Origin of the sequence: Streptomyces sp. NPDC091371 (assembly GCF_040684275.1) — a bacterium.
GTDB lineage: Bacteria > Actinomycetota > Actinomycetes > Streptomycetales > Streptomycetaceae > Streptomyces.
Genome location: NZ_JBFBFP010000002.1, coordinates 199443 through 213693, shown reverse-complemented (window position 1 = coordinate 213693; position 14251 = coordinate 199443). Strand labels below are relative to the sequence as shown.

The following is a 14251-nucleotide window of genomic DNA, read 5'->3' as shown; positions in this document are numbered from 1 at the left end:
CCGGGGCCCCCGGACCGGGGCGGCGGAGGTCCCCTTCCGGGACGGACGCCGTGCAAGCCCGCGCCCACCTGCGGTTTCACGGCGGGACGCAGGACGGCGACCCGGGGTTCAGCCGGAACCGGCGTGTGGCGAAGGTCGCACCGTACGAACACGGCCGCCCCCGTCGCATGCGCGACGGGGGCGGCCGTGACCACAGGACGGAGACTCAGTCGTCGTTCTTGCCCGACGGGGTCGTCTTCGCGATCTGCATCAGGAACTCGGCGTTCGACTTCGTCTGCTTCATCTTGTCGAGCAGCAGCTCGATCGCCTGCTGCGAGTCGAGCGCGTGCAGCACCCGGCGCAGCTTCCAGACGATGGCGAGCTCCTCCGCGTTGAGGAGGATCTCCTCCTTGCGGGTGCCCGACGGGTCGACGTCGACGGCCGGGAAGATGCGCTTGTCGGCGAGCTTCCGGTCGAGCTTGAGCTCCATGTTGCCGGTGCCCTTGAACTCCTCGAAGATCACCTCGTCCATGCGCGAGCCGGTGTCGACCAGCGCGGTGGCCAGGATGGTCAGCGAGCCGCCGTCCTCGATGTTGCGCGCGGCACCGAAGAAGCGCTTCGGCGGGTACAGCGCGGTCGAGTCGACACCACCGGACAGGATGCGGCCGGAGGCGGGCGCCGCGAGGTTGTACGCGCGGCCCAGACGGGTGATGGAGTCCAGCAGGACGACCACGTCGTGACCCAGCTCGACGAGGCGCTTGGCGCGCTCGATGGCCAGCTCGGCGACGGTGGTGTGGTCCTCGGCCGGGCGGTCGAAGGTCGAGGAGATGACCTCGCCCTTGACCGACCGCTGCATGTCGGTGACCTCTTCCGGACGCTCGTCGACCAGGACGACCATCAGGTGGCACTCGGGGTTGTTGGTGGTGATCGCGTTGGCGATCGCCTGCATGATCATGGTCTTGCCGGTCTTCGGCGGGGCCACGATCAGGCCTCGCTGACCCTTGCCGATCGGCGACACGAGGTCGATGATGCGGGTCGTCAGCACGCCCGGGTCGGTCTCCAGACGGAGCCGGTCCTGCGGGTACAGCGGCGTCAGCTTCTGGAACTCCGGCCGCCCGCGGCCGGATTCGGGAGCCATGCCGTTGACGGAGTCCAGACGCACGAGGGCGTTGAACTTCTCGCGGCGCTCGCCGTCCTTGGGCTGGCGCACGGCACCGGTGGTGTGGTCGCCCTTGCGCAGACCCGCCTTGCGGACCTGGGCGAGGGAGACGTACACGTCGTTGGGGCCGGGCAGGTAGCCCGAGGTCCGGATGAACGCGTAGTTGTCGAGGATGTCGAGGATGCCCGCGACGGGGATCAGCACGTCGTCGTCGGCGACCTGCGGCTCGTTCGGCGCGAACTCGTCGCGGCCGCGACGGCCACGGCGGTCGCGGTAACGGCCGCGACGGCCACGGCGGCCGCCCTCGTCGTCGAAGTCGTCCTGCGGACCGTTGTCCTGGGGACCCTGGCGGTCCTGACGGCCCTGGCCCTGGCCCTGCCCGCGGCCGCCCTGCTGCTGGCGGTCGCCGCGCTCGGCACGGTCCTGACGGCCGCCCTGGCCGCCCTGCGCGCCCTGGCCCTGCTCGTCGGCCTTGGCACCGCGGTCGCGGCGGCCCTGCTGGCGGTCCCCGCGCTCGGCGCGGTCCCCGCGGTCACGACGGTCGCGACGGCCGCGGCCCTCGCCGTCCTGGCCCTGGGCCTGACCTGCGGAGACCGCCGTGGCGGCCTCTGCCTTGGCCTCCGGCTGCGCCGCCGGGGCGGTCACGGTCTCGGTCTTCTGCTCGACCTGCACCGCGGCGGGGGCCGAGCCCTCCGGGCTGCCGGACGGGGCGGTGGCCCGACGGCGACGGCGCTCGCCGACCGGCGCGTCCTCGCTGGCGGGCTGACCCGGGATCTCGATCTGCGCCGGAGCGGCGGCGGGCTTCTCGGCGGGCGCCTCGGCGGCGGCCTCGCCCGTGCGGGCCTTGCTGGTGGCGCGGCGCTTCGGCTTGGCCTCGGCGGTCTCGCCGGCGGCAGCGGAGGCTGCGGCCTTGGGGGCGCCGCCACCAGCCTGCGCCTCCTTGATGACCTCGATCAGCTGGCTCTTGCGCATCCGCGCGGTGCCCCTGATACCGAGGCCGGACGCGACCTGCTGGAGCTCGGCGAGGACCATGCCGTCAAGGCCGGTGCCGGTGCGGCGACGCTTGGGCGCGGCGCCCGCGGCGGGGGCACTGGTGTCGACAGAGGTGTCGGCAGCGCCCATCAGATCGGTGGTGTCGCTCACGAAGGGTCCTTCCCTGGAGCGGACGTCGGCCTGTCTGGCTCGGCGACCGGTTGTGCTGTCCGACAGCAGTCCTAGGTGTGGACCGTGCCGGGGCGGTGGTCCGCCGGTAGAAATACGGCGGAGAGAAACGTGCGAACGTGCATGGGTGGTTCCGGCGAGAAGCCCCCGAGCTGAAAGCGTGGGAATGTCACGCCGATTCCGGAGCGTGCTCGAAACTGCTGGAAGTGATCAAAGCAGTCGGGGAGGCTCCCGGAAGAAAGGTGGTCCCGAATGGGGACACTGAGCACCGAGCCATGACGGCTTCCGATGCGTACTTGAGACTAACACTACCGGATCCAACAGATATTCCCCCTCTCGATCACCGGCAATCACGCCCTTCCGCGCGGGCGGCCTGCCCTGGCCGCCCGCCCCTGGCCGGCTCTGCCCTGCCCTAGCCGCCCTGGGTACCCAGCGGAAGCACGCTCGCGCCCGCGGCGTCGAGCGCGAGCCGGTTGGCGGCCCACCCCTCGCCCGCGAGCTGCGCGACCTTGTCGGCCGCGTCGTTGTCGACCAGCGCGAGGACCGTGGGGCCCGCGCCGGAGATGACCGCGGGGATGCCGTCCGCCCGCAGTCGGTTCACCAGTGCGACGCTCTCGGGCATCGCCGGGGACCGGTACTCCTGGTGGAGCCGGTCTTCGGTGGCCGGCAGCAGGAACTCGGGACGCCTGGTCAGGGCCTCCACGAGCAGACCCGCGCGGCCCGCGTTGACGGCCGCGTCCACGTGCGGGACGGTGCGCGGCAGCAGGCCGCGCGCGGTCTCCGTCAGGACCGGCTTGGAAGGTACGAAGACCACCGGAACGATGGAATCGGCGGGGTCCATCCGGATCGCCTTGGCGCTCCCCCCGTCCATCCACGCCAAGGTGAAGCCGCCCAGCAGGCAGGCGGCGACGTTGTCGGGGTGCCCCTCGATCTCGGTGGCGAGCTCCAGCAGCGCCGCGTCGTCGAGCTTGGCCTCTCCGCCTATGGTCACGGCGCGGGCGGCGACGATGCCGGCGCAGATGGCGGCGGAGGAGGAGCCGAGGCCGCGGCCGTGCGGGATGCGGTTGGCGCAGACGACCTCGAGGCCGCGCGGCTGTCCGCCCAGCAGGTCGAAGGCGGTGCGCATGGAGCGTACGAGCAGGTGGCTCTCGTCCCGCGGGAGGGTGTCGGCGCCCTCACCCGCGATGTCGATGTTCAGGCCTGAGTCGGCCACCCGGACGACTACGTCGTCGTAGAGCCCCAGGGCCAGGCCGAAGGCATCGAAGCCGGGGCCGAGATTGGCACTGCTGGCGGGGACGCGCACCCGTACGGCGGCGGCGCGGAACGCTGGACCGGCCATCGTCCGATGACACTCCTTGTGACTGTGCGAGAACTTCGCTCTTCGCTGGCTCGCTGCGAAATGTACTTGAGAACGTACGACACCCGAAGGCCCTCGGGGCAGCACCACGGTCATATGCGCGGTGGCGGATGTAAGTACAGCGTATCGAAGGAAGGTTCTCATCCGACATAGGGCGCACAGGAGGCGCACGATGCGTGTCGCATCCTTTGACGGGCTGCGACCGGATCGGCCCGGCTTCGACCGCGCTTTTGTTGCGGTACGGGGCGAGTTGCCCGGCTCCGGAGGGCCGCGGGGGCCCTCCGGAACCGGCTCGGATCTCAGACCAGGCCGAGACGGATCGCCGCGGCTTCGGCGTCCACCGGAATGGTGACCGGCTGCGGAGCACCGGCGACCGCCCAGTCGGGGTCCTTCAGGCCGTTGCCGGTGACCGTGCACACGATCTTCTGGCCCGGGTCGACCAGGCCCAGCTCGGCGGCCTTCAGCAGACCGGCCACGGAGGCGGCCGAGGCGGGCTCGACGAAGACGCCCTCCTGCGCGGCCAACAGCCGGTAGGCGGCCAGGATCTGGCGGTCCGTCACCTCGTCGATGAAGCCGCCCGACTCGTCGCGCGCCTGCAGGGCGTAGTCCCACGAGGCCGGGTTGCCGATGCGGATCGCGGTGGCGATGGTGTGCGGCTCCTTGACGACCTCGCCGCGCACGATGGGCGCGGAGCCGGAGGCCTGGAAACCCCACACGCGGGGCGTACGGGAGGCCAGGCCATCGGCCTTGTACTCCTTGAAGCCCCTCCAGTACGCGGTGATGTTGCCGGCGTTGCCGACGGGCAGCACGTGGATGTCGGGGGCGTCACCGAGCGCGTCGACGATCTCGAACGCGGCCGTCTTCTGACCCTCGATGCGTACCGGGTTGACCGAATTGACCAGCGCCACCGGGTAGTTGTCGGACAGCGAACGGGCCAGGTCGAGGCAGTCGTCGAAATTGCCGTCCACCTGAAGGATCTTGGCGCCGTGCACGAGCGCCTGGCCCATCTTGCCGAGCGCGATCTTGCCGCGGGGCACGAGCACCGCGGAGACCATCCCGGCGCGCACCGCGTACGCGGCGGCGGAGGCCGAGGTGTTGCCCGTGGAGGCGCAGATGACGGCCTTGGCGCCGTCCTCCTTGGCCTTGCTGATGGCCATGGTCATACCGCGGTCCTTGAAGGACCCGGTGGGGTTCGCCCCCTCGACCTTGAGGTGCACCTCGCAGCCGGTGCGCTCGGAGAGCACCTGCGCGGGGACGAGAGGAGTGCCGCCCTCCCGGAGCGTGACCACGGGAGTCGCGTCCGTCACCGGCAGGCGGTCCCGGTACTCCTCGATGATGCCGCGCCACTGGTGGGTGCGATTGCTGCTCATGGGTCCTTACTCCCCTTCAACACGCATGATGCTGGCGACACCGCGGACGGTGTCCAGCTTCCGCAGCGCCTCGACGGTCCCCGAGAGGGCCGCGTCGGGCGCGCGGTGAGTGACGACGACGAGGGAGGCCTCGCCGTCCTTGCCCTGCTGCCGCACGGTGTCGATGGAGACGCCGTGCTCGGCGAAGGTGGTCGCGACCTGGGCGAGCACGCCCGGCTTGTCGGCCACATCGAGGGAGATGTGGTACCGCGTCACGACGTCGCCCATGGGGCTCACCGGCAGCTGGGTGTACGCCGACTCGCCCGGCCCCGTTGCCTCGGCGAGCTTGTTGCGGCAGACGGCGACCAGGTCGCCGAGGACCGCGGACGCGGTCGGCGAACCGCCCGCGCCGGGCCCGTAGAACATGAGCCGCCCGGCGGCCTCCGCCTCGACGAAGACCGCGTTGTACGCCTCGCGGACGGAGGCGAGCGGGTGCGTGAGCGGGATCATCGCGGGGTGGACGCGCGCGGTGACGGACTCGCCGTCGGCGGCCCGCTCCAGGATGGCCAGCAGCTTGATCGTGCAGCCCATCCTCTTCGCGGAGGCGAAGTCCGCGGCGCTGACCTCGGTCATGCCCTCGCGGTAGACGTCGTCGAGGCGGACGCGGGTATGGAAGGCGATGCCCGCCAGGATCGCGGCCTTGGCGGCGGCGTCGTAGCCCTCGACGTCCGCGGTGGGGTCGGCCTCGGCGTACCCGAGGGCCGTGGCCTCGTCGAGCGCCTCCTGGTAGCCGGCGCCCGTGGAGTCCATCTTGTCGAGGATGAAGTTCGTCGTGCCGTTGACGATGCCCATCACGCGGTTGATCTTGTCGCCCGCGAGGGACTCGCGCATCGGACGGACCAGCGGGATGGCGCCGGCGACGGCGGCCTCGTAGTACAGGTCCAGCCCGTGGGTCTCGGCCGCGGCGTGCAGCGCGGCGCCGTCCTGGGCGAGCAGCGCCTTGTTGGCGGAGACGACGGAGATGCCGTTCTCGAACGCGGTGGTGATCAGCGTCCGAGCGGGCTCGATCCCGCCGATGACCTCGATCGCCACGTCGATGTCGCCGCGTTTGAGCAGGGCGGTCGCATCGGTGGTGATCAGCGCCGGGTCGATGCCCTCGCGCACCTTGGACGGCCGACGCACGGCGACGCCGGCGAGCTCGACGGGCGCGCCGATCCTGGCCGTCAGGTCGTCGGCGTGCGTCGTCATGATGCGGGCAACTTCCGAGCCGACCACTCCACAGCCCAGCAGCGCCACCTTCAGCGGACGCGTACGCATCATTCGACCTACGCCTTTCGATCTTCCATCAGTACCCCGCGCGCGGCTTGCGCGCGGGGTGAGAACAAGTCTCACGCAATGGACAGCAGTTTCCACCCTCGGTCCAATGAGTGAGACGCCCTGTGAGACTCCTGAGGCCATTATTTCTGGGTTCCGAGGGGCTCTCCCAGAAATAAGGGAATCATCCGAGGTCGAGTCGCAGGAGATCTTCCTCCGTCTCGCGCCGGACGATCACCCGGGCCTGACCGTCGCGCACGGCGACGACCGGCGGCCGCAGCGCGTGGTTGTAATTGCTGGCCATCGACCTGCAGTAAGCGCCGGTGGCGGGCACCGCGAGGAGGTCTCCGGGCGCCAGGTCGGCGGGCAGGAAGGCGTCCTTCACGACGATGTCACCGCTCTCGCAGTGCTTGCCGACGACGCGGACGAGCATGGGCTCGGCGTCGGAGGTGCGGGACACGAGCGCGATGGAGTACTCGGCGTCGTAGAGGGCGGTCCGAATGTTGTCGGACATCCCTCCATCAACACTTACATACGTGCGGAGCCCTTCGAGCGGCTTGATCGTGCCGACCTCGTACAGCGTGAAGGCGGTCGGACCGACGATCGCCCGGCCGGGCTCGACGGAGATCCTCGGCGCCTTCAGCCCGGCGCTCTCGCACTCCCGGGCGACGATCTCGGTCAGCGCCTTGGCGATCTCGTGGGGCTCGCGCGGGTCGTCCGAGGACGTGTAGGCGATACCCAGCCCGCCCCCGAGGTCGATCTCGGGCAGCTCCACCCCGTGCTCGTCCCGTACGGCGGCGAGCAGCTGCACGACCCGCTTCGCCGACACCTCGAAGCCGGCCATGTCGAAGATCTGCGAGCCGATGTGCGAGTGCACGCCGAGCAGCTCCAGCGACTCGTGCCCGAGCGCCCGGCGCACCGCCTCGGCGGCGCTGCCGTCGGCCACCGCGATCCCGAACTTCTGGTCCTCGTGGGCGGTGGCGATGAACTCGTGCGTGTGGGCCTCGACCCCGACCGTCACACGGATCTGCACGGGCTGCCGCACGCCCATCTCACGGGCGATGTGCGCGACGCGGGCGATCTCCTGGAAGGAATCGAGCACGATGCGCCCGACCCCGGCCTCGACGGCCCGCCGGATCTCCCCTTCGGACTTGTTGTTCCCGTGAAAGGCGATCTGCTGGGCAGGCATCCCAGCGGCAAGCGCCGTAGCCAGCTCCCCACCGGAACACACGTCCACGTTCAGCCCTTCCTCCCGCAGCCACTTCACGATGGCCTTGGAAAGGAATGCCTTCCCCGCGTAGAACACATCTGCGTCCTTGCCGAAGGCGTGCGCCCAGGCGCGGCAGCGGGCCCGGAAGTCCTCTTCGTCGAGGAAATAGGCAGGGGTCCCGAACTCCTCGGCGAGCTTGGTGACCTCAATTCCTCCCACCATGACGACCCCATCACCGTTACGGGTGACGGTCCGGGCCCAGACCTTCTCGTCCAGCACGTTCAGGTCGGCGGGCGGCGGGGAGTAGTGCCCCTCGGGCAGGACATCGGCGTGGCGGGGCCCGGCGGGGTGCGCGGAACGGCTCATCGGTCTCTCATTTCACGGATCACAGGCGTTCGGGTGCGTCGATGCCGAGCAGGGCGAGGCCGCCGGCCAGCACCGTCCCGGCGGCTTCGGCAAGAGCCAGCCGGGCTCGGTGGGCGGCCGAGGGTTTCTCGTCCCCCTCGGGCAGTACGCGGTGCTGGAAGTCGAGCAGCGCGTCGGCCAGCTCGACGAGGTACCGGGCGAGCCGCTCGGGCGCACGGTGGTGCGCGGCGGCTTCGAGGACGAGGGGGTAATCGGCGAGGGCGCGCAGCAGCCCGGGGGCGTCGGGTACATCCCCGGCCTCCGCCCCGAACCCCATCGCGGCGGCGTTCCGCAGGAGCGCGCGGCTCCGCGCGAAGGCGTACCGCACCCGGAAGAACTCGCTGCTCTCGCCCTGCACGAGCAGCAGGCCGGAGAACCCGGGGGTCTCCCGCGCGGGCACGGCGAGCATGGCCCAGCGCGCGGCGTCGCCCCCGTACCGCGCGACCACGTCCCCGTCCCGCTTGGCGACGGGCGCGATGGAACCCGCCTCGGGCACGCCTCCACCGCGGGCGCCCTGACTCCGCACGAGCCGCAGCACGCTCTCGCGCACGACCCGTTCGCGCAGCCCGAGCCGTTCGCCATCCACCGCGACATCCACCGCGACAGCGACATCGGCGAAGGCAGTCCCTCCCCACACCAGCGCATCGCTGACGAGACGGGGAACGGACGGCGGCCGCAGCCAGAAGTTCAAGAACCCCGCGCCGGTCACCTCGACGCCTTCGATCCCCGGCTCCGCACCGAGCCGACGGGCGAGCACCCCGGCAACCTCACGGGGCGCGCACCCGGCCGCCTTGGCGACCTGAAAGGCAACGGGGGTGGCGTACTCCCCCACCCCACCGGGCCGGGTCCGCTCGACGACGACCCGCTCGGGCACGACCACACCGGCGGCGAGCTCCCCCTCCGCGACGGCGCAGCGCACGGCGCGCACGACGGTACGGGGGAGGTCAGCGGGGTTCACGGGTCCCAGCCTAGGGGAGACGCCCTCTCACCCCACGAAGGGTTTCGCCATATGAACAGGAGCCGACATTCCGGTCAGCCCCGTCCCCTCCCCGCGGGCGCCCCCCGCCGCCCGTCACGCCGGTCCTTGCGCTCGATCAGCCGCCGCACGACCCGCACCAGCTCGGTCGGCTCGAAGGGCTTGGCGAGGAACGCGTCCACGCCGGCGGCGATCCCGGCCTCGACCTCCTGCTGCGTACAGGCACTCACGATCGCAACGGGCACACCCCGGGTCCGCGGATCGGCCCGCAACTGCGAGGCGGCCCCGAACCCGTCCAGCCGGGGCATGACCACATCAAGAGTGATGACATCAGGACACACCCGATGCACCACATCCAGACACTCGGCACCATCGTTCGCGGTCACGACCTCGAAGCCCTCCAGCTCGAGATTGACCTTGATCAGCTGCCGGATGACCTTGTTGTCGTCGACAACAAGCACCCGGCCTGAGACGCCTGGCACAACTCGAGAGTAGGTCGACCGGGCCCCCCGCGTCCGGGTTTTCGCCACTTCCACCCCCTCCGGGCGACCCACCCCCCTCTCCTCCGCAAACCGGTTCCTGATCACCCCGTGGAAGCTGGTAGTGTTCAACCCGTCGCAGCAACACCAGCGACAGCGCCCCCGTAGCTCAGGGGATAGAGCAACGGCCTCCGGAGCCGTGTGCGCAGGTTCGAATCCTGCCGGGGGCACTTCGCAGGAAGTGCCCAAAGACCCCGTGATCAGCGAGTTCGCTGACACGGGGTCTTCGCGTATACGCAGCCAACTGCCGCCGCCAGCAACCGTATTACAGCCGCCGTGGACTACTCGCGGACAGGATCGGACTGGGTGATCGACGGTGCCGGTGGTCTCGGCGGCTTTGGTCGCGTTCTTGGCGAAGTAGGGGGCGACGGCCTCCGTGAGATCTTCCCCGTTGCCGAAGGCGCCGATGGGCGGCACGTCGATCTGATCTCCTCAGCGGAGCACCCAATCGTCAGCGAAGCCTGCCTCCGGGTTGGCCGGTACGACGACGCGGACTCGGGCGGCGGCTCGGACGGCGTCGGCGAGCAGGTCGAGGGTGGCCCAGGCCGGGGGCGGGGTGTGGGCCCGTCCGATCCGTCAAGCGAACTACGACGTTGGAAGTGGAGGACCCCGCGCTTTTGGTAATCGGCGACCTTGCGGAGGCGGGGCTGTTCCACGGCACCGCGCCGACGTAGTCGTCATCGGACCGAGAGGCCAGCGGGGCTGCGTCCGCTACATCGAGCAGGCATTGGCCAAGGACCGCGTGACCATCGACTTGGCCGGCATCTCCAGCGAAACCTTGCGCCCTCGCCGAGCTGGAGCACGACCTGTTACAGGTTTCTCTACCTCATAGATCACGGCCCCAACGACGTGCTTTTACCGGGCAGGTCCACAGACTGACCGACGCGCCGGAGGCTTAGGGGGGCATGGTCACTCACGCCAAAGCAGCTCCAGCCCAAAGCCGCTCCACTGATCGCCGCACTGGCGTGTGGGCGACGGTGAGTGACTGCGCTGTCGCTCTCCAACGAATCCGGACGCAGTCCGCTCGGCTACTCCGTCAGGCGGCAAGGAGGGCCCCTTGCTATACACTATCGCGACTACCCACGACCGCTTCGGCAGGGAACCAGTGACGCAGCAAAGCACACTCGATCTCGGTGTTACCTTTAGAGATAATAGGAATCAAGCCGTTCATAGCTGGTATCCCTATGTCGAGGGATTTTCTGCAGATTACGTTCGCCAGAAACTCGCTCGCCACGAAGGGGTCGCAAATGTTTACGACCCGTTCGGCGGGTCAGGCACGGTTCAATTGGTCGCTTCTCACGCCGGGGTAAATTCCTCTTACTCAGAGATTAACCCCTTCATGTCCTTCGTGGCAGAGACAAAGGTCAACTCGGCGCGTGCAGCCAGGGAAAACCAATCCGAGTTCGAGGCGGCGGCAAATCAGTTCCTGAAGCACCTGCACTCCGAACGTCTCGAGCATGAAGCAAAACTCGTCGACCTATCGGCGTACCATGAAGCTTTCCCAAAGCGTGACTTCTTCGAAGAGGATCACCTTCGCACGCTACTCGCCATCAAAGACCTAGCCTATCGCATCAGCGATGGCCGCGTATGGCTTCGCAACCTTCTGCTGCTGGCTACTGCATCCAATGCTGTAGCCAGCTCTCATATGACCCGTCGCGCGGATCTCAGGCGCCGACGGGCCAACGAATACGTTACGCGAGTCGTCAACGTCCCGGGTTTCGTGCACTCTTCCGTTACACAAATGGTTCGCGATATCAACACGATTCCGAATCAGGCGGCCTCCATGACCAAACTCTCGGAGGATTGCCGCGACGTTCGCCACAGCGAAGCAGAGCACTTCGATCTGGCAATCACATCACCACCCTACCTCAATGGGACGAATTACTTCCGAAATACTAAAATCGAGCTTTGGCTCCTCGACTTCATCAAGGCCGAGAAAGAGCTTCCGGGACTATGTAGAAAGGCTGTGACAGCTGGCATCAACAATGTCAGCAAGACTCGCACCCTGGAGCACACCTACCAAAGCGTCGAGGAGGTGGCGTCTGCGCTCGATGTGGCTTCTCCGGACAAGAGAATCCCGCTTCTGGTACGCCAGTACTTCTCTGATATGACGCAAGTTTTCCAGGCAGTGGAGCACAGTCTAAAGACTGGTGGAGAGTTCATTTTCGACATCGGCGACTCCAAGTTCTATGGCGTTCATGTCCCTACGGATCGCCTACTTGTCCAGGTAGCTGAACACGTCGGATTCGAAGTTGTGTCTGACGAGGTAATTGCTCGTAGGTACTCACGCGATCGCAGCGAGCTTCGGCAGGTCGAAATCATTTTCCGAAAGGTCTGACTGTGAAGCGCTCCGACTTGGAAGCCGCGATCGACGACTTCCAATCATCGCTCCCCTACACTGAGGGCGCATATGCAAGCCGCTCTTGGGGGCACAAGCTGCATTCCCTTTGTTCTTATCAGGGAAAATTTAAGCCGGCGATGGCCCACTGGCTTGTGAAGTCGTTCTCACCAGAGGGCGGCAGAGTTCTGGATCCCCTCGGCGGAGTGGGAACCGTGCCGTTCGAGGCAGCCCTCCTGGGAAGAAGGGCGATCACGAACGACAAAAGTCCACTCGCGGCTACAGTCGGCGCAGCCAAGATGAGGCCGCCCACGCTCAATGAAGCACTAGAGCAGATTTCTCGACTGGAAAAGCAAATGCTGACAGTCGATCTCAGTACCGACGAAATCGCCGAAGCTGAATTCGGCCTCAATGCGTCAGTTTCTGCCTACTACCATCCCGAGACGCTTTTGGAAGTACTGAGAGCTCGCAAAGTATTCCTGAAGGAGGGAGTGCGAGGCGACGCTTTCATGTGGGCATCCCTATTGCACGTTCTTCACGGCAACAGGCCGTACGCCTTGTCGCGCACCTCCCATCCGATCACTCCATTCAACCCGACCGGCGAATACATCTACAAGTCGCTAATTGAGCGATTGCAAAATAGAGTGACTTCCGCCCTTGCTGTACCACTGCCGCCGGACTTCGTAAAAGGCGAAGCTCACCATGGCGACTTCAGGGAACTGCCCAATAAAATCGCGGATCCGGTCGACGCGATTATCACAAGCCCTCCATTCATTGGGATGCGTTTCGATCGACCCAATTGGTTGAGGATGTGGTTTTGCGGCTGGGGTGCAACGGACTTCCACACCAAGAGTCTAGATTTCCTTGAGCGGCAGCAAACGAAATCGACCAGCGTCTACGCCGAATTCTTCTCGACCTGCACCCAACTACTGGCACCCGGGGGTGTAATGGCGGTGCACATTGGAAGCGGCGGCCGGGGTGATCTTGTGGGAGATCTGCGGGCTTTGGGTAAAGAGTCCCTAGATTTCGTTGGGGAGTCGGTGGAAAACGTCGAGCAGGTCGCTAATCACGGCCTCAAGGACAAGGGCCTTACAAAGCACCACCATATGCTGTTTTTCCAACGAGCCTAGGCATGTCGAGAGTTAGCGGTGGGCCTCAACATGCCGGAGGCCCACCCGCTCCATGCACTACTGTTCTTCCATCATCCTTACTGCCGCAGCACGGTCAAGCAGATCCTCATAAATTTTCGGGCTCAGGCGCTGGAGCTGTTCGCTCAGTTTGATTTCAGGGTGAAGCTCCTGAACTTTTCGGGCTACGGAAAAGAAGGTTCTAGGTTCCCAAGTAATGGCATATTTGATTATGTCATCGGTGATCTTTTCGAGCTGCTCCATGTTCACGCGTTTCTGAACAAGCTCTCCATAAGGAAGTCCACAGATTTGCGAAAGCTCCCGGAGTTGCGAATCGCTATAGAAGTCTACCGGGAAGCGATCCTTCTTGTTGTTGTTGCATTCTGCACATAGACATGTCGCATGCTCATCGATCGGCCACAGATAGGCCAGCGGACGCGTATGGTCCAGTTGCACTTGACTGAGAGAAATACTCCTTTTACAGCTGAAGCAACGTCGATCGAACCTGTCCCAGACTTGAGACTTGAGTCCCTCGCCTGTCCGCTTTTTGATTTCTTGGAGGATGCTGGACTCACGCAGGAAAATCTTTCTTTCCCGCGTGATCACCGAAGACTCGTGTAGCTGATCTACCGTACGGGATGGGTTGAAATTGTCATTGATTCTCCATTTTTTACACGACCTGCACTCGTTCTGATGGCGGGTTCGCTTTGCGTTGTGCTTGTGAAAGGCCAGTGACCCCAACTTGCTCATGTTGACGGGTAGAAGGCGCCCGCAATAGGAGCACTTCTTCAGATGTAGCAAACTACCTTCTTCTGCTATGGCTGAAGCAGTCGAGGATTCCAAGTCCGCATTGAGCGCGATCGCATGATCAAGGTAGTACGTTTCGGGGGCTATAGACCTGCCGGCCTCCAAAATCTCCTCGTGCGTGACCCCATCAGGGATTGCGGCAGGGCCAATATCAAGCCCCCACACGTCTAGCGCATCTCCCCCAGTCCAGGAGAGCTCCAGAGAAATCGGCCCCTGACCATCTGCACTCAGCGCGAACCCGACTCGCGTGAAATCTGCGGATAGATCGAACACCCCGTCCTCGGAAACCTTGCCTCGACTGAGTCGCGCCGTGAGCTCCAGAGGAGTCTCAGCGGCAATGTAGGCACCGAAAGCCACGAGGGTACCGAATGCAGTGTCGGCGGCCGGTCCGTTAGTGAAGATGAGGCGATTGTTCCAGTTCGCCGCGGGGCAGACCCTGACACTCTGAACTTGATGAAGTTCCTGATAGTCCCTTGTGGATGCATACGCGTCGTCTCGGGTTTGCTTCGCAAGGCGTCTCATGGCGGCTG

Annotated in this window: 10 protein-coding genes and 1 tRNA gene; 3 read left to right on the top strand and 8 right to left on the bottom strand. The window is 66.2% G+C overall.

All coding sequences use genetic code 11. From position 1 onward, the window contains the following. Positions 1 to 205: 205 nt before the first annotated feature. From rho to AB0O21_RS03805, 7 genes are all read right to left on the bottom strand, one after another. Positions 206 to 2281 (bottom strand): transcription termination factor Rho, encoded by a 2076-nt coding sequence (rho, locus tag AB0O21_RS03835; RefSeq protein ID WP_365165815.1) that lies wholly within the window; start codon positions 2279 to 2281, stop codon positions 206 to 208. 430 nt (positions 2282 to 2711) lie between these two features. Beyond that, positions 2712 to 3638, bottom strand: coding sequence for a homoserine kinase (gene thrB / locus AB0O21_RS03830; protein WP_365165812.1), 927 nt, complete (start codon positions 3636 to 3638; stop codon positions 2712 to 2714). A 317-nt stretch (positions 3639 to 3955) separates the two neighbouring features. Further along, positions 3956 to 5026 carry a threonine synthase gene (gene thrC, locus AB0O21_RS03825; RefSeq protein WP_365165809.1) on the bottom strand — a complete coding sequence of 357 codons (1071 nt, stop codon included), beginning with the start codon at positions 5024 to 5026 and terminating at the stop codon, positions 3956 to 3958. 6 nt (positions 5027 to 5032) lie between these two features. Beyond that, positions 5033 to 6322: a homoserine dehydrogenase gene (locus AB0O21_RS03820; RefSeq protein ID WP_365166373.1), complete on the bottom strand. Its 1290-nt coding sequence runs from the start codon at positions 6320 to 6322 to the stop codon at positions 5033 to 5035. 181 nt (positions 6323 to 6503) lie between these two features. Next, complete coding sequence (gene lysA / locus AB0O21_RS03815; RefSeq protein WP_365165806.1) at positions 6504 to 7895, bottom strand: diaminopimelate decarboxylase; 1392 nt, start codon at positions 7893 to 7895, stop codon at positions 6504 to 6506. A 19-nt stretch (positions 7896 to 7914) separates the two neighbouring features. Then, on the bottom strand, positions 7915 to 8892 hold the full coding sequence (nrtL, locus tag AB0O21_RS03810) for an ArgS-related anticodon-binding protein NrtL (protein ID WP_365165804.1): 978 nt from the start codon (positions 8890 to 8892) through the stop codon (positions 7915 to 7917). 74 nt (positions 8893 to 8966) lie between these two features. Further along, positions 8967 to 9464, bottom strand: a complete 498-nt coding sequence (locus AB0O21_RS03805) for a response regulator (RefSeq protein WP_365165801.1) — start codon at positions 9462 to 9464, stop codon at positions 8967 to 8969. A gap of 83 nt (positions 9465 to 9547) precedes the next feature. Between AB0O21_RS03805 and AB0O21_RS03800 the strand changes: the two genes are divergently transcribed. From AB0O21_RS03800 to AB0O21_RS03790, 3 genes are all read left to right on the top strand, one after another. Then, positions 9548 to 9619: transfer RNA gene (locus AB0O21_RS03800), tRNA-Arg, on the top strand. A gap of 935 nt (positions 9620 to 10554) precedes the next feature. Next, positions 10555 to 11787, top strand: a complete 1233-nt coding sequence (locus tag AB0O21_RS03795; RefSeq protein ID WP_365165798.1) for a restriction endonuclease — start codon at positions 10555 to 10557, stop codon at positions 11785 to 11787. 2 nt (positions 11788 to 11789) lie between these two features. Beyond that, positions 11790 to 12917: a hypothetical protein gene (locus AB0O21_RS03790; protein WP_365165796.1), complete on the top strand. Its 1128-nt coding sequence runs from the start codon at positions 11790 to 11792 to the stop codon at positions 12915 to 12917. A 57-nt stretch (positions 12918 to 12974) separates the two neighbouring features. On the opposite strand, the gene AB0O21_RS03785 is transcribed toward AB0O21_RS03790, so the two are convergent. Then, positions 12975 to 14243, bottom strand: coding sequence for a hypothetical protein (locus AB0O21_RS03785; protein WP_365165794.1), 1269 nt, complete (start codon positions 14241 to 14243; stop codon positions 12975 to 12977). Between the last annotated feature and the right edge of the window lie 8 nt (positions 14244 to 14251).